The 20,487-nt window shown below is 54.9% G+C and carries 19 protein-coding genes; 13 read left to right on the top strand and 6 right to left on the bottom strand.

From position 1 onward, the window contains the following. Window positions 1–2: 2 nt before the first annotated feature. The 12 genes from murD to mutT all read left to right on the top strand — a co-directional run bounded on the left by murD (window position 3) and on the right by mutT (window position 14,487). On the top strand, window positions 3–1,319 hold the full coding sequence (gene murD, locus C1N59_RS16660) for a UDP-N-acetylmuramoyl-L-alanine--D-glutamate ligase (RefSeq protein ID WP_006117675.1): 1,317 nt from the start codon (window positions 3–5) through the stop codon (window positions 1,317–1,319). After that, window positions 1,319–2,533: a cell division protein FtsW gene (ftsW, locus tag C1N59_RS16655; protein WP_394549902.1), complete on the top strand. Its 1,215-nt coding sequence runs from the start codon at window positions 1,319–1,321 to the stop codon at window positions 2,531–2,533. The genes murD and ftsW overlap by 1 nt, the downstream gene beginning before the upstream one ends. Then, window positions 2,530–3,588, top strand: a complete 1,059-nt coding sequence (murG, locus tag C1N59_RS16650; RefSeq protein ID WP_394549901.1) for an undecaprenyldiphospho-muramoylpentapeptide beta-N-acetylglucosaminyltransferase — start codon at window positions 2,530–2,532, stop codon at window positions 3,586–3,588. Before ftsW ends, murG begins: the two co-directional genes overlap by 4 nt. A gap of 75 nt (window positions 3,589–3,663) precedes the next feature. Next, a complete protein-coding gene (gene murC, locus C1N59_RS16645) occupies window positions 3,664–5,139 on the top strand; it encodes a UDP-N-acetylmuramate--L-alanine ligase (protein ID WP_006117678.1) in 1,476 nt (491 codons plus the stop codon). After that, window positions 5,132–6,049: a D-alanine--D-alanine ligase gene (locus C1N59_RS16640; RefSeq protein ID WP_394549900.1), complete on the top strand. Its 918-nt coding sequence runs from the start codon at window positions 5,132–5,134 to the stop codon at window positions 6,047–6,049. Before murC ends, C1N59_RS16640 begins: the two co-directional genes overlap by 8 nt. Before the next feature lies 1 nt (window position 6,050). Further along, window positions 6,051–6,890: a cell division protein FtsQ gene (gene ftsQ / locus C1N59_RS16635; RefSeq protein WP_054634500.1), complete on the top strand. Its 840-nt coding sequence runs from the start codon at window positions 6,051–6,053 to the stop codon at window positions 6,888–6,890. Then, window positions 6,887–8,143 carry a cell division protein FtsA gene (gene ftsA, locus C1N59_RS16630; protein ID WP_006117681.1) on the top strand — a complete coding sequence of 419 codons (1,257 nt, stop codon included), beginning with the start codon at window positions 6,887–6,889 and terminating at the stop codon, window positions 8,141–8,143. The genes ftsQ and ftsA overlap by 4 nt, the downstream gene beginning before the upstream one ends. Window positions 8,144–8,214: 71 nt before the next feature. Further along, entirely contained in the window at window positions 8,215–9,369 is a 1,155-nt protein-coding gene (gene ftsZ, locus C1N59_RS16625) for a cell division protein FtsZ (protein WP_006117682.1), read from the top strand. Window positions 9,370–9,470: 101 nt separating this feature from the next. Beyond that, window positions 9,471–10,388 (top strand): UDP-3-O-acyl-N-acetylglucosamine deacetylase, encoded by a 918-nt coding sequence (gene lpxC, locus C1N59_RS16620; RefSeq protein WP_033740259.1) that lies wholly within the window; start codon window positions 9,471–9,473, stop codon window positions 10,386–10,388. Between the two features lie 290 nt (window positions 10,389–10,678). After that, window positions 10,679–11,185 (top strand): secA translation cis-regulator SecM, encoded by a 507-nt coding sequence (gene secM / locus C1N59_RS16615; protein ID WP_233255760.1) that lies wholly within the window; start codon window positions 10,679–10,681, stop codon window positions 11,183–11,185. A gap of 67 nt (window positions 11,186–11,252) precedes the next feature. After that, window positions 11,253–13,958, top strand: a complete 2,706-nt coding sequence (secA, locus tag C1N59_RS16610; RefSeq protein ID WP_394549899.1) for a preprotein translocase subunit SecA — start codon at window positions 11,253–11,255, stop codon at window positions 13,956–13,958. Window positions 13,959–14,091: 133 nt separating this feature from the next. Continuing rightward, the gene (gene mutT, locus C1N59_RS16605; RefSeq protein WP_394549898.1) at window positions 14,092–14,487 is read left to right on the top strand and encodes an 8-oxo-dGTP diphosphatase MutT; all 396 of its coding nucleotides are present in this window, start codon (window positions 14,092–14,094) and stop codon (window positions 14,485–14,487) included. Between the two features lie 31 nt (window positions 14,488–14,518). Here mutT and yacG read toward each other — a convergent pair whose 3' ends face one another. The 3 genes from yacG to coaE are packed head-to-tail and all read right to left on the bottom strand — an operon-like array spanning window position 14,519 to window position 16,089. Beyond that, a complete protein-coding gene (gene yacG, locus C1N59_RS16600; RefSeq protein WP_006117687.1) occupies window positions 14,519–14,716 on the bottom strand; it encodes a DNA gyrase inhibitor YacG in 198 nt (65 codons plus the stop codon). 8 nt (window positions 14,717–14,724) lie between these two features. Beyond that, the gene (gene zapD, locus C1N59_RS16595; RefSeq protein WP_006117688.1) at window positions 14,725–15,468 is read right to left on the bottom strand and encodes a cell division protein ZapD; all 744 of its coding nucleotides are present in this window, start codon (window positions 15,466–15,468) and stop codon (window positions 14,725–14,727) included. 3 nt (window positions 15,469–15,471) lie between these two features. Then, complete coding sequence (gene coaE, locus C1N59_RS16590) at window positions 15,472–16,089, bottom strand: dephospho-CoA kinase (RefSeq protein WP_006117689.1); 618 nt, start codon at window positions 16,087–16,089, stop codon at window positions 15,472–15,474. A 226-nt stretch (window positions 16,090–16,315) separates the two neighbouring features. Between coaE and C1N59_RS16585 the strand changes: the two genes are divergently transcribed. Further along, window positions 16,316–17,356 (top strand): GMP reductase, encoded by a 1,041-nt coding sequence (locus tag C1N59_RS16585; RefSeq protein WP_394549897.1) that lies wholly within the window; start codon window positions 16,316–16,318, stop codon window positions 17,354–17,356. 39 nt (window positions 17,357–17,395) lie between these two features. Here the strand turns inward: C1N59_RS16585 and hofC are convergent, their stop codons facing one another. From hofC to ppdD, 3 genes are read right to left on the bottom strand one after another with little or no spacing between them, the layout of a single operon-like run. Continuing rightward, complete coding sequence (gene hofC / locus C1N59_RS16580) at window positions 17,396–18,595, bottom strand: protein transport protein HofC (protein ID WP_205955971.1); 1,200 nt, start codon at window positions 18,593–18,595, stop codon at window positions 17,396–17,398. Then, on the bottom strand, window positions 18,592–19,974 hold the full coding sequence (gene gspE / locus C1N59_RS16575; RefSeq protein WP_394549896.1) for a type II secretion system protein GspE: 1,383 nt from the start codon (window positions 19,972–19,974) through the stop codon (window positions 18,592–18,594). Before gspE ends, hofC begins: the two co-directional genes overlap by 4 nt. Then, a complete protein-coding gene (ppdD, locus tag C1N59_RS16570; protein WP_006117693.1) occupies window positions 19,967–20,416 on the bottom strand; it encodes a prepilin peptidase-dependent pilin in 450 nt (149 codons plus the stop codon). Before ppdD ends, gspE begins: the two co-directional genes overlap by 8 nt. Between the last annotated feature and the right edge of the window lie 71 nt (window positions 20,417–20,487).

Here is a 20,487-nt window from a genome sequence, read left to right as displayed (position 1 = left end):
TCATGGCTGATTACCGCGGGAGAAAAGTCGTCATCATCGGATTAGGCCTGACCGGCCTGTCCTGTGTTGATTTCTTTATAGCGCAGGGCGTAACGCCCCGCGTGATGGATACCCGTGTATCACCGCCCGGGCTGGATAAACTGCCTGAGCAGGTGGAACGTTATGTGGGCGGTCTCAATCGCGACTGGCTGCTGGCTGCGGATCTCATCGTGGCCAGCCCCGGCATTGCCCTGGCCCATCCCGCATTGTGTGAAGCGGCAGACGCGGGCATTGAAATCGTCGGCGACATTGAGCTGTTTTGCCGGGAAGCACAGGCACCGATCGTGGCGATCACCGGTTCAAACGGAAAGAGTACGGTCACTACGTTAGTCGGCGAAATGGCGAAAGCCGCCGGTTGGCAGGTAGGCGTCGGCGGTAACATTGGGTTGCCCGCGCTGAGCCTGCTGAAAGCGCCCGCTCAGCTCTATGTTCTGGAGCTTTCCAGCTTCCAGTTAGAAACCACCTACAGCCTGAAGGCCGCAGCGGCCACGATCCTGAACGTGACCGAAGATCATATGGATCGCTATCCGTTAGGTATGCAGCAGTATCGCGCGGCAAAACTGCGGATTTACGAGAACGCTCAGGTTTGCGTGGTGAATGCCGACGATGGCATGACCATGCCGGTACGCGGTGCCGACGCACGCTGTGTCAGTTTCGGTATTGATATCGGCGATTATCACCTGAACAAACAGCAGGGCAGTGTCTGGCTGCGGGCGAAAGGCGAAAAAGTCCTGAACACAGACGAGATGACGCTGGTTGGACAGCATAACTACACCAATGCGCTCGCCGCACTGGCGCTGGCCGATGCGGTTGGTCTGCCACGCTCGACCAGTCTGTCCGCACTGGCAGCTTATTCAGGTCTGGCGCACCGTTTCCAGCTGGTTCATGAAAGCCGCGGTGTGCGCTGGATCAATGACTCAAAAGCAACCAATGTGGGCAGTACGGAAGCGGCTCTGAAAGGATTACAGGTTGACGGTACGCTCTGGTTACTGCTGGGAGGCGATGGCAAATCTGCGGATTTCTCTCCATTGCAGCCGTATCTGCAGGGCGATCGTATCCGGCTGTTTTGCTTTGGGCGCGATGGTGATGCACTGGCCGCGCTCCGCCCTGACGTGGCGGTCAGGACCGAAACGCTGCAGGAGGCAATGGCGCAGATTGCAAAACAGGTACAGCCAGGCGACATGGTCCTGCTTTCCCCGGCCTGCGCCAGCCTTGACCAGTTCCGCAATTTTGAACAGCGCGGCGATGTCTTCGCGCAACTGGCCAGGGAGTTAAGCTGATGCGTATTCCTGGAGCGGGCATTGTGAATTATCTGTCAGGTCGCCTGAGTAACTGGGTGATGGGCGCGCGTGAGAGCGACGATACCTCGCAGGTGCTCTATGACCGGACTTTGCTCTGGCTGACCCTGGGGCTGGCTGCAATCGGGTTTGTGATGGTGACATCGGCTTCAATGCCGGTGGGACAGCGTCTGAATGACGATCCGTTCTACTTTGCCAAGCGTGATGCGTTCTATATTGCGCTGGCGTTTGGTATCGCGCTGGTCACGCTGCGCGTACCCATGGATTTCTGGCAACGCTACAGCAACGTGATGCTGATGGCGTCGGTCGTCATGCTGCTGATTGTGCTGGTCGTAGGAAGCTCCGTAAACGGGGCATCACGCTGGATTGCACTGGGCCCACTGCGTATTCAGCCAGCGGAACTGTCTAAGCTCACGCTCTTCTGTTATCTCGCCAGTTATCTGGTGCGTAAGGTTGAGGAAGTCCGCAATAACTTCTGGGGCTTCTGTAAGCCTATGGGGGTGATGGTCGTGCTGGCGGTGCTGCTGCTCGCTCAGCCCGATCTGGGTACAGTGGTGGTGCTGTTTGTCACGACGCTCGCGATGCTCTTCCTGGCGGGGGCGAAGCTGTGGCAGTTCCTGGCGATTATCGGTTCCGGCATCTTCGCGGTGATATTGTTAATCATCGCCGAGCCCTATCGTATGCGCCGTGTGACCTCTTTCTGGAATCCGTGGGAAGATCCGTTCGGCAGCGGCTACCAGCTTACTCAGTCACTGATGGCGTTTGGCCGCGGCGAATTCTGGGGCCAGGGGCTGGGCAATTCGGTACAGAAACTGGAATACCTGCCGGAAGCACATACCGACTTTATTTTCTCGATTATCGGAGAAGAACTGGGTTACATCGGTGTGGTTTTAGCCCTGTTAATGGTATTCTTCGTGGCTTTTCGCGCCATGTCGATTGGCCGCCGCGCACTTGAACTTGACCAACGTTTCTCCGGCTTTCTGGCCTGCTCAATCGGCGTCTGGTTCAGCTTTCAGGCGCTGGTCAACGTGGGTGCGGCGGCGGGGATGTTGCCGACAAAAGGTCTGACATTACCGCTGATTAGTTACGGTGGCTCGAGCCTGCTCATTATGTCGACGGCCATCGTATTTTTGTTACGTATTGATTATGAAACGCGTCTGGCTAAAGCGCAGGCGTTTACCCGGGGTGGTCGATGAGCGGTAAACGATTGATGGTCATGGCAGGAGGAACCGGTGGGCATGTTTTCCCGGGGCTGGCTGTGGCCCATCATCTTGAGGCGCAGGGCTGGCAGGTGCGCTGGTTAGGCACGGCCGATCGTATGGAAGCCGACCTGGTACCGAAGCACGGTATCGACATTGATTTTATCCGCATCAGTGGATTACGCGGTAAAGGCAGTAAAGCGCTGTTGTTAGCGCCGGTACGCATCTTCAACGCCTGGCGTCAGGCGCGCAAGATTATCAAAGCCTGGAAGCCCGATGTGGTGCTGGGCATGGGCGGTTATGTATCGGGGCCCGGTGGTCTGGCCGCCTGGAGTTGCGGGGTGCCAGTGGTACTCCATGAGCAGAACGGTATTGCCGGGCTCACCAATAAATGGCTGGCTAAAATTGCCACCAAGGTCATGCAGGCCTTCCCGGGCGCCTTTCCGCACGCGGAAGTTGTGGGCAATCCGGTGCGTACCGATGTGCTGGCGCTACCGTCACCGGCTCAACGGCTGGCTGGCCGCAGTGGACCGATTCGTATTCTGGTTATCGGGGGCAGTCAGGGCGCGCGCATTCTGAACCAGACGTTGCCTCAGATTGCCGCCAGGCTGGGCGAGACCATTACCCTCTGGCATCAGACGGGTAAGGGTGCCTTGCAAGAAGTCCAACAGGCCTATCAGCAAGCCGGTCAGCCGCAGCATAAAGTGACCGAGTTTATTGATGATATGGCCGCTGCGTATGCCTGGGCCGACGTGGTGATTTGCCGCTCTGGCGCATTAACGGTAAGCGAAATCGCTGCCGCAGGCTTACCGGCGATTTTCGTGCCGTTTCAGCACAAAGATCGCCAGCAGTACTGGAATGCCCTGCCGCTTGAAGGCGCAGGGGCAGCCAAAATTTTTGAGCAGCCGCAGTTTACTGCGGAGGCGGTAGTGGAAACGTTGCGTCACTGGGACCGTCCAACATTACTCGCGATGGCAGAAAAGGCCCACGCGGTAGCGATACCTGATGCCACCGAACGGGTTGCACAGGAAGTGGCTCGCGCCGCACGTTAAAGAATCAGGTCAGCCTGGCTGGCCCGTGCTCAACAACCTGAGCACAAACTGAATAAGTAGGTATAAGAAAGCGTAATGAATACACAACAACTGGCAAAACTGCGTTCAATCGTGCCCGAGATGCGTCGCGTCCGGCACATTCACTTTGTCGGCATCGGCGGTGCTGGCATGGGCGGTATTGCCGAAGTGTTAGCGAATGAAGGCTACCATATTAGCGGTTCTGATCTGGCCCCTAACCCGGTAACCCAAAATCTGATCAATCTGGGCGCAACGATTTACTTCAATCACCGCCCGGAAAACGTGACGGATGCCAGTGTCGTCGTGGTCTCCAGTGCGGTTTCTCAGGATAACCCTGAGCTGGTTGCGGCACGCGAGCAACGTATCCCGGTGATTCGTCGCGCTGAGATGCTGGCAGAACTGATGCGCTTTCGTCATGGCATTGCGATCGCCGGAACGCACGGCAAAACCACCACAACGGCGATGGTCTCCAGCATTTATGCCGAAGGTGGCCTGGATCCGACCTTCGTTAACGGTGGATTGGTGAAAGCGGCGGGCACACATGCGCGTCTGGGCAGCAGCCGTTATCTGATCGCAGAGGCGGATGAGAGCGATGCGTCCTTCCTGCATCTGCAGCCGATGGTTGCCGTCGTGACCAATATCGAAGCCGATCATATGGACACGTATCAGGGTGATTTCGAAAATCTGAAGCAGACGTTCATCAATTTTCTGCACAACCTGCCCTTCTATGGCCGTGCGGTGATGTGCGTTGATGATGCGGTGATTCGCGATTTGTTACCGCGCGTAGGACGTCAGATTACGACCTATGGTTTCAGCGAGGATGCGGACTTCCGCATTGAAGATTTTGAACAGCGTGGCGCCCAGGTGCATTTCAACCTGATTCGTCAGGACAAGGCACCACTCGCGATCACGCTGAATGCGCCGGGACGGCATAACGCGTTGAATGCGGCGGCAGCGGTTGCGGTTGCCAGCGAAGAAGGCATTGAAGACAGCGCGATTCTGGCGGCGCTGGAGAGCTTCCAGGGAACCGGCCGTCGTTTCGATCAGTTGGGCGAGTTTGCTACCGAACCGGTCAACGGCACGCCTGGCACGGCTATGCTGGTTGATGATTATGGCCATCACCCAACGGAAGTGGATGCCACCATTAAAGCGGCGCGCGCAGGCTGGCCGGATAAAAAACTGGCGATGGTCTTTCAGCCGCACCGGTATACCCGCACGCGCGACCTGTTTGATGATTTTGCCAACGTGCTGTCACAGGTCGACGTTTTACTGATGCTGGATGTGTATGCCGCCGGCGAAACGCCGATTCCGGGTGCTGACAGCCGTGCGCTGTGTCGTGCAATCCGCAACCGCGGTAAAGTCGACCCCATTCTGGTGCCGGAGCATGATGCGTTAGTCGAGATGCTGGCACCGTTGCTGTCAGGTAACGATCTGATTCTGGTTCAGGGCGCAGGCAACGTCGGGAAAGTGGCGCGTAAACTGGCGGAATGCAAACTGCAGCCAGAGCGCAAAGTGGAGGGCCGTCATGTCTAAAGTGGCTGTTTTGATGGGTGGCACCTCAGCCGAACGCGAGGTCTCCCTGATGTCCGGGGCTGCCGTACTGGCCGGTTTACGTGAAGCGGGCATTGATGCGCACAGTATTGATACACGCGAGCAGTCTGTACTGGATCTGAAAGCGCAGGGCTTCGACAAAGTCTTTATCGCGCTGCATGGTCGCGGTGGCGAAGACGGCACGCTTCAGGCCGTGCTTGAATTCCTGCAACTGCCTTATACCGGCAGCGGGGTCATGGCGTCGGCGGTGACCATGGATAAGCTGCGTACCAAATTACTGTGGCAGGGCAGGGGACTGCCGGCAGGTAAGTTTGTCTGGATGACCCGTGCACAGATGCAGTCGGGTCTGGACGCCGCGACAGCGGCGGCGATTGCCGCACTGGGCTTCCCTCTGTTTGTTAAACCGAGCAGTGAAGGATCCAGCGTTGGCATCAGCCGGGTTAATCAGCAGGGTGATCTGCTGGCCGCGCTGGAAGAGGCATTTCGTCACGACGATAACGTGCTTATCGAGGCGTTTCTGAGTGGTGAAGAATATACCGTAGGCATTCTGGGCGATCAGATTCTGCCAGCGATAAAAATAAAGACTGCCAGCGAGTTCTATGACTATGAAGCTAAATACATTTCTGACGATACTCAGTACTTCTGTCCCGCAGGGCTGAGTACAGAGCGTGAAGCAGAATTACAGCAGCTGGTGTGGTCTGCCTGGCAAGCGCTGGGATGTCAGGGTTGGGGTCGTGTCGATGTGATGACCGATGGTGAGGGCCGCTTTCAGTTGCTGGAAGCCAATACTTCCCCGGGCATGACCAGCCACAGCTTAGTGCCGATGGCAGCAAAGCAGGCGGGACTGACCTTTTCTCAACTGGTCGTACGCATTCTGGAACTGGCCGACTGATATGTCACAGGCGGCGATGAATGTACGCAATCGTGAGGCGCAGGAGCGGGCACGCACCGGCCGCAGTAACGGTGCCCGGCTGTTTGGCATCGTCTTTCTGCTGATGGTGATGGGCATAATGATTGCGGGTGGATTAGTGGTGCTGAAGTGGATGAACGATGCATCCCGCTTACCCCTGTCGAAACTGGTGGTCACTGGTGAGTTGCATTACACCACCCACGACGACATCCGCCAGGCGATTTTATCCCTGGGGCCACCCGGCACCTTTATGTCGCAGGATGTGAACATTATCCAGCAGCAGATTGAACGGTTGCCGTGGATTAAACAGGTCAGTGTGCGCAAACAGTGGCCTGATGAACTGAAGATTCATCTGGTTGAGTACACGCCGGTGGCACGCTGGAACGACGCGCATATGGTGGACAGCGACGGCGTGTCATTTAGCGTACCGGCCAATCATATGGGCAAAGAAACGTTGCCCATGTTGTATGGGCCAGAAGGCAGTGAAAAAGAGGTTCTGGCGGGCTATCACAGTATGGATGATGTGCTGAAGGCCAGGAAGTTTACCCTGAAGGTGGCGTCGATGACGGCACGACGTTCATGGCAGCTGGTGACCAGTGACGATGTACGTATCGAACTGGGCCGTACCGATACCATGAAGCGTCTGAATCGTTTTATTGAGCTTTATCCGGTGTTGCAGCAACAAGGCGAGAATGAACACAAGCGCATCAACTCCGTTGATTTACGCTATGACTCTGGCGCCTCCGTTGGCTGGACACCGATAGTGATGGAGCCACAGGACAGTAATCAGCAACAAAACCAGGCACAGGCTAAACAACAATGATCAAGGCAACGGACAGAAAACTGGTAGTTGGACTCGAAATCGGCACTGCGAAAGTCGCCGCCCTGGTTGGAGAAATTCTGCCCGATGGTATGGTCAATATTATTGGGGTCGGCAGTTGTCCGTCCCGCGGTATGGATAAAGGTGGCGTTAACGATCTTGAGTCGGTGGTGAAATGCGTACAGCGCGCCATTGATCAGGCTGAGTTGATGGCGGATTGCCAGATTTCCTCCGTCTACCTTGCATTATCGGGCAAACATATCAGCTGCCAGAACGAAATCGGGATGGTTCCGATTTCAGAAGAGGAAGTGACTCAGGATGATGTAGAGAATGTGGTGCACACGGCAAAGTCTGTGCGCGTTCGTGACGAGCATCGCATTCTGCACGTTATTCCTCAGGAATATGCCATCGATTACCAGGAAGGCATTAAGAACCCGGTCGGCCTTTCCGGTGTACGTATGCAGGCGAAAGTCCATTTGATCACCTGTCACAATGATATGGCGAAAAATATTGTTAAAGCCGTTGAACGTTGTGGCCTCAAAGTTGACCAACTGATTTTTGCCGGTCTGGCGTCCAGCTTTGCTGTACTGACCGAAGATGAACGCGAACTGGGCGTTTGCGTGGTGGATATCGGGGGCGGCACAATGGATATCGCCGTCTATACTGGCGGTGCACTGCGCCACACGAAGGTCATTCCCTATGCGGGCAATGTAGTTACCAGCGATATTGCGTACGCCTTTGGCACGCCGCCTACCGATGCGGAAGCGATTAAAGTCCGGCATGGTTGCGCGCTGGGATCGATTGTTGGAAAAGATGAGAACGTTGAAGTGCCGAGCGTTGGCGGACGTCCGCCACGGAGCTTACAGCGTCAGACGCTGGCTGAGGTAATTGAGCCGCGTTACACCGAACTTTTAAATCTGGTCAATGACGAGATTTTGCAGTTGCAAGAGCAGCTTCGCCAGCAGGGAGTGAAACACCATCTTGCTGCGGGGATTGTATTAACCGGCGGCGCGGCGCAGATTGAAGGTCTGGCCGCCTGCGCGCAGCGCGTATTCCATACGCAGGTGCGCATTGGACAGCCGCTGAACATTACTGGCCTGACGGACTACGCGCAGGAGTCTTACTATTCCACGGCGGTAGGGCTGTTGCATTACGGCAAAGAGTCACACATGAACGGTGACGCAGAGGCGGAAAAGCGGGTTTCAGTCGGCAACTGGTTTAAACGTATCAATAGTTGGTTAAAAAAAGAGTTTTAATTTTTGTAAAAGGGGATCATGCTGTTTTCTTTTGTGATCTCCAGGCGACAGGCACATAACGGAGAGAAATCATGTTTGAACCTATGGAATTAACCAATGACGCGGTGATTAAAGTCATCGGCGTCGGCGGTGGCGGCGGCAACGCCGTAGAGCACATGGTACGCGAGCGTATCGAAGGTGTGGAATTCTTCGCTGTTAACACCGACGCCCAGGCGTTGCGTAAAACAGCGGTCGGCCAGACCATCCAGATCGGTAATAACATTACCAAAGGGCTGGGTGCGGGTGCGAACCCGGAAGTGGGCCGTAACTCTGCAGAGGAAGATCGCGAAGCACTGCGTTCTGCGCTGGAAGGGGCAGACATGGTGTTCATCGCAGCGGGAATGGGTGGCGGTACCGGTACCGGTGCAGCGCCTGTTGTAGCTGAAGTGGCGAAAGATTTAGGTATTCTGACCGTTGCGGTCGTGACCAAGCCTTTCAACTTCGAAGGCAAGAAGCGCATGGCGTTTGCCGAGCAGGGGATCGCAGAGCTGTCTAAGCATGTCGATTCACTGATCACCATTCCTAACGACAAGCTGTTAAAAGTGCTTGGGCGCGGCATTTCGCTGCTCGATGCTTTTGGCGCAGCCAACGACGTACTGAAAGGCGCAGTGCAGGGTATCGCTGAACTGATTACCCGCCCTGGCCTGATGAACGTCGACTTTGCTGACGTGCGTACCGTCATGTCAGAAATGGGTTATGCCATGATGGGCTCTGGCGTGGCATGCGGTGAAGATCGTGCGGAAGAAGCTGCTGAAATGGCGATTTCCAGCCCACTGCTGGAAGATATCGACCTGTCTGGTGCGCGTGGCGTGCTGGTCAACATCACGGCAGGCTTTGACCTGCGTCTGGATGAGTTCGAAACCGTGGGTAATACCATCCGCGCCTTCGCCTCAGACAACGCCACCGTGGTTATCGGTACCTCTCTGGATCCAGAAATGAACGATGAACTGCGCGTCACCGTGGTGGCAACCGGTATTGGTATGGACAAGCGCCCTGAAATCACGCTGGTCACCAACAAACCGGCCAGCCAGCCAGTGATGGATCACCGTTACCAGCAGCACGGTATGTCGCCGCTGCCGCAGGAGCAGAAACCTGCAGCGAAAGTGGTGAACGATCAGAATGCGCAATCGAACAAAGAGCCAGATTACCTTGATATCCCGGCGTTTTTGCGTAAGCAGGCCGACTAGGAATAACCTTATAATTGGGTTTTCCCGCTCTTTGTGCTAAAGTGTTCGCCCGCTGGTAACGTATACTGGCGGTCGGAAAGTAATATTGCGAGATAATTACGATGATCAAACAAAGGACATTAAAACGTATTGTTCAGGCGACAGGTGTCGGTTTACATACCGGCAAGAAAGTCAGCCTGACGTTGCGCCCTGCACCGGCTAATACCGGGGTCATCTATCGTCGCACCGACTTGAATCCCCCGGTTGATTTTCCGGCTGATGCAAAATACGTGCGCGACACCATGCTGAGTACCTGCCTGGTGAATGATGAAGGCGTGCGTATTTCGACAGTTGAACACTTGAATGCCGCACTGGCGGGCCTGGGCATCGACAACATTATTGTGGAAGTCGATGCACCTGAAATCCCGATTATGGATGGCAGCGCAGCGCCTTTTATCTATCTGCTGATGGATGCAGGTATCGAGCAGCTCAGCAGCGCCAAGAAGTTTGTGCGCGTTAAGCAAACCGTGCGTGTTGAAGATGGTGATAAATGGGCGGAAATTAAACCGTATAACGGTTTTTCGCTTGATTTCACTATTGATTTCAAACACCCGGCTATCGATGCCAGCTCTCAGCGTTACCAGATGAAATTCTCTGCCGAAGCGTTTGTTCGTCAGATTAGCCGTGCACGCACCTTTGGCTTCATGCATGAAATCGAATATCTGCAGTCTAAAGGCCTGTGCCTGGGCGGTAGTTTAGATTGTGCGATAGGCCTTGATGATTTCCGCGTGCTTAATGAAGAAGGTCTGCGTTTTGAAGACGAGTTTGTCCGTCACAAAATGCTGGACGCTATCGGCGATCTGTTTATGTGTGGCCATAACATTATCGGCGCGTTTACCGCGTACAAATCGGGCCATGCATTGAACAACAAACTGCTGCAGGCCGTTTTGGCTAAGCAGGAAGCCTGGGAATGGGCGACCTTCGAAGACGAAGCTGAATTGCCGCTGGCGTTTAAAGCACCAAATCTGGTTCTGGCTTAATTCCTGATCAGAACGTAAAAACGGCTGGTTGCGCTGACACTCTCTCCGGTCAGTCGCGCCGGCCGTTTTTTATTGCCCCGCCTTCGCTCTCTGTGTGTTGCGACACTCTTCACATGCTAAAGCAAACAATTGCTGAATTGCTGCACAATCAGGTGCGATTTCTTCCGTTGTCGCTTTAAACGCAGGTGTCGGCACGCCACATTAGTGTTACTATCTCTGGCGCTTTTACAGGCTGCATGCTGCTGAAAACAGCAGTGAATAATGAAATTGTTATGCGCAATGGAACAATTGTGATCGGAATCCTTCTACGCTGGCGACAAATAGGTAGACGCTATTTCTGGCCTCATTTCCTGCTGGGAATGGTGGCGGCCAGTCTCGGCTTGCCGGCGTGTGCGCAAACAGCGGAACTTAACACCGGATCCGAATCCTCAGCCAGCAGCCTGTTCATCGGCAATGCCGTTCGTTTCGATCATCTTATTCGTCTTCAGGAAGCCTCGCGACGTCCCAGTTTTACGGTTGACTACTGGCACCAGCATGCCATTCGCACGGTTATCCGCCACCTCTCTTTCACGCTGACGCCGCAGTCTCAGGCGGAAGAGCAGGTACATCCGCTGGCCGCGCAAAAGCTGGCGTTAATCGATTCACTTCATGCCTTATTGACCTCCCAGACAGCACAGACATACGACGCCTTTGGTTTGTCTCTGCTGCCTGTGTCTGACGCGCCTGCCCTGACGCGAGCAGCCTGGCATGGCAAAGTGCACGGTATCCGTGCCGGCCCCGCTTCATTGTTCTGCTAATCACTTTCATTACACCCTTTTAGATTTCGCAGTCCGACGATTCGGCTGAATTGAGAATATATTTACTATGTTAATCAAAATGTTAACTAAGGTTTTTGGTAGCAGCAATGATCGTACTTTGCGCCGCATGCGTAAAACCGTTGATATCATCAATAAGATGGAACCGGATTTTGAAAAGCTCTCTGATGAAGAACTGAAAGCGAAAACGGAACTGTTCCGTGAGCGCCTGATAAAAGGCGAGTCGCTGGAGAGTTTACTTCCGGAAGCCTTTGCAACCGTGCGTGAAGCCAGTAAACGCGTCTTTGGCATGCGTCACTTTGATGTCCAGCTGATTGGTGGTATGGTACTCAACAACCGCTGTATTGCTGAGATGCGTACCGGTGAAGGTAAAACGCTTACGGCAACGCTGCCAGCCTACCTGAATGCCCTGACCGGTAAAGGTGTTCATGTTGTTACCGTCAACGATTACCTGGCCCAGCGTGATGCGGAAAATAACCGCCCGTTGTTTGAATTTCTTGGTCTGAGTGTCGGTATCAACATGTCAGGTCTGCCTTCCGTCGCCAAACGTGAAGCCTATGCAGCGGACATCACTTACGGTACGAACAACGAATATGGCTTCGACTATCTGCGCGACAACATGGCGTTCAGCCCTGAAGAGCGCGTACAGCGTAAACTGCACTATGCGCTGGTGGATGAGGTCGACTCCATCCTCATTGACGAAGCGCGAACGCCACTGATCATCTCAGGTCCGGCAGAAGACAGCTCTGAACTCTATACCAAAGTGAACAAAATCATTCCTCACCTGGTCCGTCAGGAAAAAGAAGATTCTGACCACTTCCAGGGTGAAGGCGATTTCTGGGTTGACGAGAAAGCGCGTCAGGCGCACATGACCGAGCGCGGCCTGGTGAAAGTCGAAGAGCTGCTGGTGAGCCAGGGCATTATGGTGGAAGGTGAATCCCTCTATTCACCGACGAATATCATGCTGATGCATCACGTGACGGCTGCGCTGCGTGCACATGCGCTGTTCACGCGCGATGTTGATTACATCGTTAAAGATGGCGAAGTCATCATTGTCGATGAGCATACCGGTCGTACCATGCAAGGACGTCGCTGGTCTGATGGTCTGCATCAGGCCGTTGAAGCCAAAGAAGGCGTTGAAATCCAGAACGAAAACCAGACGCTGGCATCGATCACCTTCCAGAACTACTTCCGCCTCTATGAAAAGCTGGCCGGTATGACGGGTACGGCTGATACAGAAGCGTTTGAGTTCAGCTCCATCTACAAGCTCGATACCATCGTTGTGCCAACCAACCGTCCGATGGTGCGTGAAGATCTGGCCGATCTGGTCTACATGACAGAGAAAGAGAAGATCGATGCCATTATTGAGGATATTCGCGAACGTACCGCGAAAGGGCAACCGGTACTGGTAGGTACGATTTCGATCGAGAAGTCAGAAGTTGTATCAAACGAGCTGACACGCGCAGGCATTAAGCACAATGTTCTGAACGCCAAATTCCACGCCCGCGAAGCGGATATTGTTGCTCAGGCTGGTCAGCCGGGTGCCGTGACCATCGCCACCAACATGGCGGGCCGTGGTACCGATATTATGCTGGGCGGTAGCTGGCATGCCGAAGTCGCTGAGCTGCAGGATCCGACTGAAGAGCAGATCGAGGCGATTAAAGCGGCCTGGCAGGTTCGTCACGATGCCGTGCTGGCGTCAGGTGGCTTACATATCGTCGGTACGGAACGCCATGAATCGCGTCGTATTGACAACCAGCTGCGCGGCCGTGCGGGTCGTCAGGGGGACGCGGGTTCTTCACGTTTCTACCTGTCAATGGAAGATGCGCTGATGCGTATTTTTGCCTCTGATCGTGTTTCTAACATGATGCGCAAGCTGGGAATGAAACCGGGCGAGGCCATTGAGCACCCGTGGGTAACCAAAGCGATTGCCAACGCACAGCGTAAAGTGGAAAGCCGTAACTTCGATATTCGTAAGCAACTGCTGGAATACGATGATGTGGCGAATGACCAACGCCGCGCGATCTATAGCCAGCGTAATGAGCTGCTGGATGTTTCTGATGTCTCCGATACCATCAACAGTATTCGCGAAGACGTCTATAAATCGATTATCGACAGCTACATTCCACCGCAGTCACTGGAAGAAATGTGGGACGTACCGGGACTGGAAGAGCGCCTGCGTAACGATTTCGATCTGGATCTGCCAATCAGTGAATGGCTGGATAAAGAACCGGACCTGCATGAAGAGACGCTGCGTGAGCGCATTATGAAACACGCTGCCGATAGCTATGCGGCGAAAGAAGAGATCGTGGGCGCGGAGATGATGCGTAACTTTGAGAAAGGCGTGATGCTGCAAACGCTGGACTCCCTGTGGAAAGAGCACCTGGCGGCAATGGATTATCTGCGTCAGGGCATCCACTTACGTGGCTACGCGCAGAAAGATCCGAAGCAGGAATATAAACGTGAATCGTTTGCCATGTTTGCCGCCATGCTTGAAACGCTGAAGTATGAAGTAATCAGCACACTGAGCAAGGTGCAGGTGCGAATGCCAGAAGAAGTGGAAGCGATGGAGCAGCAACGTCGCGAAGAGGCAGAGCGTCTGGCGCAGCAGCAGCATCTCAGCCATGTCAGCGAAGATGTGCTGGCGGCCGAGTCGCTTGCCCAGCAGGGCGGCGAGCGTAAAGTCGGACGTAACGATCCTTGCCCATGCGGTTCAGGTAAGAAATACAAACAGTGTCATGGTCGCCTGGCCTGATAACGTGTTGACTGAAAAGGAGCCTCTGGCTCCTTTTTTTTGGCTTTTTGTCCGCTGAACGATGGCGCGGTTAACAACCCGCTTAACATGTTTTAGAATCAGCGCTCATTCACCTACTCTTCAGGATACCTTCATGAAGCACCTGCAGGTTGCCGTCGGCATTATCCGCAATGCTGATAAACACATTTTTCTTGCCCAGCGTGCGGCTTCCTCCTACATGGCCAATAAGTGGGAATTTCCCGGCGGTAAAATTGAAGCGGGTGAAAACCCTGAGCAGGGTTTAGTGCGCGAACTGCTCGAAGAGACCGGCATTGAGGTGACTGATGCCCGCGCCATTGGCATCAAAGATCATACCTATGACGATCTGCGTGTGACGCTGCATTTTTTCCTGGTCGAAGGCTGGAAAGGTGAACCCTGGGGCAAAGAAGGTCAGCCACAGCGTTGGGTCGAACAGCGGGCGCTGATCGCTGAAGAATTTCCGGCGGCAAATCATGAACTGATAGCGCGTCTGGTGGCAGGCGAACTGTAACAGGGTGGGGCATTATGCCCCACCGCGTGACTTAGCGTTCTTCTTCACTCCAGTTGTCACTGTCGTTCAACTCATCGCTGCTGGGTATGCGCTTTTCTTCCGCAGCCCATTCGCCAAGGTCAATTAACTGACAACGTTTGCTGCAAAACGGCCGCCACGGGCTCAGTTCATCCCAGATAACCGTTTTACCGCACTGCGGACAGTTAACGGTCATAATTTCTTCCTGCATGTTCACCTCTAACAACAGGCCAGTTGGAAGTTGAGGCGCGCAGGGACTTCACCGCGCTCACTGTCCAGTGGCATAAAACGTATCGCAAAACGGCTCTTATGACCGGATACCTGAGGATAAAGTGCGTCCTCTATGTCCAGTTGCAGACGCAGAAGATCGGCGCCTTCGGCATTATCCTGATAAAAACCGTTCAGACTGGTTTGTAAACGGTAAGTGCCCGACTGACGGATTAAATCGAGCAACATGGCCAGTGTGCTGTGCAGCGGTATCAGGGTTTCCATCCAGCTTGTCACCTGCGCATCACGTGTTGTCTGCGGCAGATGCAGCCAGATGTGCAGACCAGGCAGATCGAAACTGCAGCACCCGCCCGGAATACTGAGCCGCTGACGAACCAGAGCAATCAGACGATCTTCCCTCAGTTGCTGCCCCATACGCGGCGCACTGTTAAGCAGAACAGATTGTGCTTTTAGTTTGTCGCGCAATGCATCCACCACGGACATATCGACGCCGGGCACATCCGCCCACGCGCGCAGTTTGGTTTGCTGACGCTCAAGCTCTTTCAGCAACTCGGTGCGCATGTCGCCGCGTTCAAAGATATCCAGCAGTTCGCCGATCAGACGAAAAAAAGTCAGTGCCGTGGCGGTATTTTCCAATGGCGTAACCTGATGCAACTGATCGATCAGGAATTCGACACGCAGCCAGGTGCGCATTTTTTCATTCAGTGGATGTTCAAACAGAACGACTGTACTCATGGATTAATCCTGTTTCGCTGCCGCAAGCTTCAGATAACGCTGATGAAGTCTGGCAACCTGGGGTAGCGCATTTTCAGGCGCGCCACTGTTATCAATAATATCATCGGCACAGGCGAGGCGCTGTTGGCGCGTCGCCTGTGCCGCAAGAATGCGTTTAGCCTGCTCAGGAGAAACGTTGTCGCGTGCGAGCGTACGTTTCAGCTGTGTTTCTTCATCGGTGTCGATAACCAAAACCCGATCGGCCTGATGCTGGAGCTGGTTTTCAACCAGCAACGGCACGACCCACAGGACATAAGGTGAGGTCGCCTGCGCTTTAAGCTGCTGTGTGCGGGCGTTAATCAGGGGATGAAGCAGCGCGTTTAGCCAGTTTTTTTCATCAGGTGCCGCAAAAATAATCTCTCTTAAGCGCGCACGTTGCAGTGTTCCCTGATCGGTCAGAATACTGTCACCATAGCGTGCAACAATCGCCTGCAGAGCAGGCGTGCCCGGCTCGACGACCTCGCGGGCAATGACATCAGCGTCAATGATCGTCACGCCTTCTGCAGCAAAGTACGCGGCAATAGTGCTCTTGCCGCTGCCAATGCCACCGGTCAGCGCCACCGTGTAGGGCGTATCTCTCACTCTCACTCTCTTAGTCGTTCAGTCACAGGTAAGCCAAAGCGTTACGACACGATCATGTTGCGCGTCCGATTTCGTTAGAAAGACGCCGTCGAATCTGATGGATTGTAGCGTAAATAAAGTGAAATTCGCACTCTTGTTGCGGTGCAAATGGCGCGTATCATGAGGTGACTGGCTTTGTGATAACGCCCTTCATGGCGATGAATAACCTCTTACCAGGACATTATGTATGCGCATTGAAGAAGATTTGAAACTGGGCTTTAAAGACGTACTGATTCGTCCAAAGCGCTCCACGCTGAAAAGCCGATCTCAGGTCGAACTGGATCGCAGCTTTACGTTCAAACACTCCGGCCTGGACTGGCGCGGCGTACCTGTTATCGCGGCCAACATGGATACGGTGGGGACTTTTTCAATGGCCGAGGCGCTGGCCAGTTTCAATGTATTAACAGCCGTATACAAACACTACAGTGTGGAAGACTGGCGGACGTTTGTTCAACGCGTACCGGCATCAGTACTGAAATATGTGATGGTATCTACCGGCACCTCAGACGCCGATCTCACCAAACTTATTGCGGTCATGGCCATTTGCGATGACCTGCAGTTCATCTGCATTGACGTTGCCAATGGTTATTCTGAGCACTTTGTCGATTTCCTGAAGCGCGCGCGCGAGATCTTCCCGGGCAAAACGATTTGTGCGGGTAACGTCGTCACGGGGGAAATGGTCGAAGAGTTAATCCTGTCCGGAGCGGATATCGTGAAGGTGGGGATTGGACCGGGCTCAGTCTGCACCACGCGCGTCAAAACCGGCGTGGGATATCCGCAGCTCTCAGCCGTGATTGAGTGCGCCGATGCGGCGCACGGCCTGAGTGGGCAAATTGTCAGCGATGGCGGATGCGCTGTGCCGGGTGATATCGCCAAAGCGTTTGGTGGCGGTGCGGATTTTGTCATGCTGGGCGGCATGCTGGCGGCACATGATGAGTGCGAAGGCCGAATTACAGAAGAAAACGGCGAGCGGTTTATGCTGTTTTACGGCATGAGCTCAGAATCCGCAATGAAACGTCATGCGGGAAGCGTGGCGGAATATCGTGCGGAAGAAGGGAAAACAGTGAAACTCCCCTTGCGTGGACCGGTAGAAGAAACCCTTCGCGATATTCTCGGCGGGCTTCGTTCTGCCTGCACCTATGTGGGAGCTGAGCGGCTAAAAGAGTTAACCAAGCGCACCACGTTTATTCGGGTGGCCGAGCAGGAAAACCGCATCTTTTCCCGTTAACCCTGCCTGCTCAGCATGCAGTAAAGGAACGGAGTACCTTTACTGCATGGCCTCACCTAGCCCAAACACAGGCAGATACATGGCGATCACCAGTGTGCCGACAATGCCGCCAATCACCACCATCATCACGGGTTCCAGCGAGGCGGCCAGATTATCGGCCCGCGTCAGCGTTTCTCTTTCATGCCATTCAGCCAGACGCGCCAGCATCACATCCAGTGCGCCTGACTCTTCGCCCACACGAATCAACTGACGACAAAGTGGCGTAAACAGGGGATGCGAGTGCAACGCCTGGTGCAGAGGATTGCCTTGCGCAATGTGCTGCTGAATAGCCCTGATGGCATCCTGCCACAGCCGCGATGACAACGTGACACAGGCCGCATCAAGTCCCTGGAGCAGGGTTAATCCTGCCTGCTGGGTCAGTTGCAACACACTGTAGATTTGCGTCAGTTGACTACCCTGCCATAGCCCGGCGATAACCGGCACACGCAGCAGGGCGCGTTGCTCACAGCGCTGCCAGTTTTCAGAGCGCCGCCGCGCGTGGTACCAGCCCGTCGCCAGCAGGGCAATGCCCCCGATTAGCGGCAATCCGCCCGCCTGTAATGCGTCGGACAGGGTGATAACGGCGGCGGTGAAGGCGGGTAAAGGCGCGTCAAACGAGGCATAGACGGAAACAAACTCCGGCAACACAAACAGCAACATACCGCAGGTGACGGCCAACGCCACGAACAGAATAAACAGGGGATAACGCAGGGCTTTCAAGACCTTAGCGCGCAAATGCTGCTGACGTGTTTGTTGCTGCGCCAGTTGTTCGCAGCAGATATCCAACTGACCGGTCAGCTCGCCGACCGCCATCAGCGCAGCAAAAAGTGGCGGAAAAACCTCTGGCCACTGGCGTAATGCCTGCGAAAATGGCTCGCCACGCAAGACGTGATGCTGTAAGGCCTGCATCAACGCCCGCCAGGCGGCATGCGGGTGACCTGATGCCAGCAGATCAAGGCTTTGCGACAAAGGAAGGCCCGCCTTTAGCAGGGTGGCGAGCTGGCGAATGAAATCAATTTTATGCTGTGACCGCCAGTCACGTCGGCGCATCATTTTTTCCCGCTTCTCGCTCACCGGCACTAAGTGCCGGCGCGAAAGGTCGTCAGACAGCGTCTCACTGTCGGGGGCCAGATGATAACCCGTTTGCAGTCTGCCCTGTGTATCTACGGCATACCAGCGATAAAGAAAAAGGTGCGTCATGATTCGAGCCCAATAACGCGCTGCATCTCCTCCAGAGAGGTTTCGCCGCGGCTGACAGCGTCCAGCCCCGAAGCCTGTAGCGTGCGCATCCCTTGCTGTTTTGCCAGCGCCAATACCTCCTCCAGAGGCATTTCGGCGGCGATAGCATTTTGCAGTTTGGCTGTAACGGGCAGGAGTTCGAATAAAGCCAGACGGCCAAAATAACCCGAAAAGCAGTGATCGCAACCCGGTGCCCGCCAGGTTTGTAACGTGCCTGGCCAGACTGACGCCGGGAGATGTGCTACGGCCTGTGCAGGTTCACGACAGTGCGGACACAGGCGTCTGACCAGGCGCTGAGCAATAATCAGGCGCAACGCTGAGCCCAGTAAATAACCAGGAATGCCCATCTGGCGTAAGCGCGTTAGCGTTTCAGCCGTTGAGTTAGTGTGCAAAGTCGAGAGGACAAGATGACCGGTTTGCGCGGCTTTTACGGCAATTTCAGCGGTCTCGCCGTCACGTATTTCGCCTATCATGATGACATCCGGATCCTGGCGAAGCAGCGCGCGTAACACGCGATTAAAATCGAGCCCATACTTTGGATTAATTTGCGTCTGATTGATGCCCGGCAAAGGGATCTCAATGGGATCTTCCACACTGCAAATGTTCTTTCCGGGCTGATTAATCGCGCTCAGTCCGCTGTAAAGGGTAAACGTTTTTCCACTGCCGGTTGGGCCCGTGACCAGAATCAGGCCCTGGGGCTGTGCCAGCGCAGCCTTGAGCAGGCGCAGCGGTGCCGCGGGTAAGCCCAGCGAGTCCAGGGACAGTGTAGCGCCTTCCCGCTGCAGCAAACGTACGACGGCTTTCTCTCCGCCCTGCGTCAGCAACGTTGAGAGCCGAAAGGAAGCGACCTGACCGTCAATCTCATGGCTGAACTGACCGTCCTGTGGCAGACGACGTTCGGCAATATCCAGTCCGGCCAAAATTTTAAGCCGCGCCAGCAGAGCCGCTGGCTGTATGTCCCGTTGCAGGGGCAGGGGATGCAACACGCCGTCAATGCGCAGACGAATACGCAGGCTGTGCTGATAAGGCTCAATATGGATGTCTGAGGCCCGCCGCTGTGCGGCCTGATGCAGAAGCTGGCTGGCGGTATCGATTGCCGATTCTGTGGCGGCACCCTCTTTAGTGCACAAGGGGCTATGCATCGCTTCAGCCTGTTCGAGCCGGGCCTGCGGCCAGCACTCAATAGCGATCTGACACGGGCTGGCAAATTGCAGGGCTTCGGCCAGTCCTGGCGGAATCTGCTCAGCGACAGCAAGACGTAAATGCGTCGCGTTGTGGTCGAGGATGATGGCGCGATAGCGCTGACAGATCAGCGCGACCGCATCGTCGGGTTTACTCATTTGTGCCCCCACGACTGTCAAAGCGGAATTGTTCCTGACAGTTGTCGCGTAACGTGGTGTTAGTGCTGGTACAGGTACGCTGCCAGACGAGCGTGCCTTCGTTACTGTCCCAGACGGGCAGCATTTCTACGCTTAATCCATTCAGGCTCTCCTGCCCGGTCAGGGTAATCATGCCGTTGACCACGGTGATCGCCGACACGTAACGTGATGTTGTGCCCTGCGGAATACCGCGTTGCCCGGCCTGACACTGTTCAGGCCCGCCGCGTTCAATCGCGCAAAGCTCAACGGCCGTCTTAAAGGGCACCATGGTTTGCAGCATGTCGGTCAACGCGGCGCGCTGCAGGTAATTTTGATAGGCGGGTAGCCCGATAGCGCTGAGGATCGCCACGATGCCGACCACAATCATTAATTCAACCAACGTGAATCCTTGTTGATAGTGCATATTTGCCTCCTGAGTAAGAAGGCCGCAGTCTAGGAAGACGCTGTCGGTAATAACAGCAGGAAACCCGGAGA

The sequence above is a fragment of the Pantoea sp. SGAir0183 genome, from assembly GCF_043545505.1.
The sequence above is the reverse complement of the archived record's forward strand: the minus strand, read 5'-3'. Positions and strand labels throughout refer to the sequence as shown.

Coding starts and splice junctions, on each gene's coding strand:
- murC (WP_006117678.1), top strand. CDS start 3,664: ATGAATACACAACAACTGGCAAAACTGCGTTCAATCGTGCCCGAGATG.
- ppdD (WP_006117693.1), bottom strand. CDS start 20,416: ATGCACTATCAACAAGGATTCACGTTGGTTGAATTAATGATTGTGGTC.
- murG (WP_394549901.1), top strand. CDS start 2,530: ATGAGCGGTAAACGATTGATGGTCATGGCAGGAGGAACCGGTGGGCAT.
- ftsZ (WP_006117682.1), top strand. CDS start 8,215: ATGTTTGAACCTATGGAATTAACCAATGACGCGGTGATTAAAGTCATC.
- ftsA (WP_006117681.1), top strand. CDS start 6,887: ATGATCAAGGCAACGGACAGAAAACTGGTAGTTGGACTCGAAATCGGC.
- zapD (WP_006117688.1), bottom strand. CDS start 15,468: ATGAGTACAGTCGTTCTGTTTGAACATCCACTGAATGAAAAAATGCGC.
- secA (WP_394549899.1), top strand. CDS start 11,253: ATGTTAATCAAAATGTTAACTAAGGTTTTTGGTAGCAGCAATGATCGT.
- C1N59_RS16640 (WP_394549900.1), top strand. CDS start 5,132: ATGTCTAAAGTGGCTGTTTTGATGGGTGGCACCTCAGCCGAACGCGAG.
- yacG (WP_006117687.1), bottom strand. CDS start 14,716: ATGCAGGAAGAAATTATGACCGTTAACTGTCCGCAGTGCGGTAAAACG.
- C1N59_RS16585 (WP_394549897.1), top strand. CDS start 16,316: ATGCGCATTGAAGAAGATTTGAAACTGGGCTTTAAAGACGTACTGATT.
- ftsW (WP_394549902.1), top strand. CDS start 1,319: ATGCGTATTCCTGGAGCGGGCATTGTGAATTATCTGTCAGGTCGCCTG.
- gspE (WP_394549896.1), bottom strand. CDS start 19,974: ATGAGTAAACCCGACGATGCGGTCGCGCTGATCTGTCAGCGCTATCGC.
- lpxC (WP_033740259.1), top strand. CDS start 9,471: ATGATCAAACAAAGGACATTAAAACGTATTGTTCAGGCGACAGGTGTC.
- ftsQ (WP_054634500.1), top strand. CDS start 6,051: ATGTCACAGGCGGCGATGAATGTACGCAATCGTGAGGCGCAGGAGCGG.
- hofC (WP_205955971.1), bottom strand. CDS start 18,595: ATGACGCACCTTTTTCTTTATCGCTGGTATGCCGTAGATACACAGGGC.
- mutT (WP_394549898.1), top strand. CDS start 14,092: ATGAAGCACCTGCAGGTTGCCGTCGGCATTATCCGCAATGCTGATAAA.
- murD (WP_006117675.1), top strand. CDS start 3: ATGGCTGATTACCGCGGGAGAAAAGTCGTCATCATCGGATTAGGCCTG.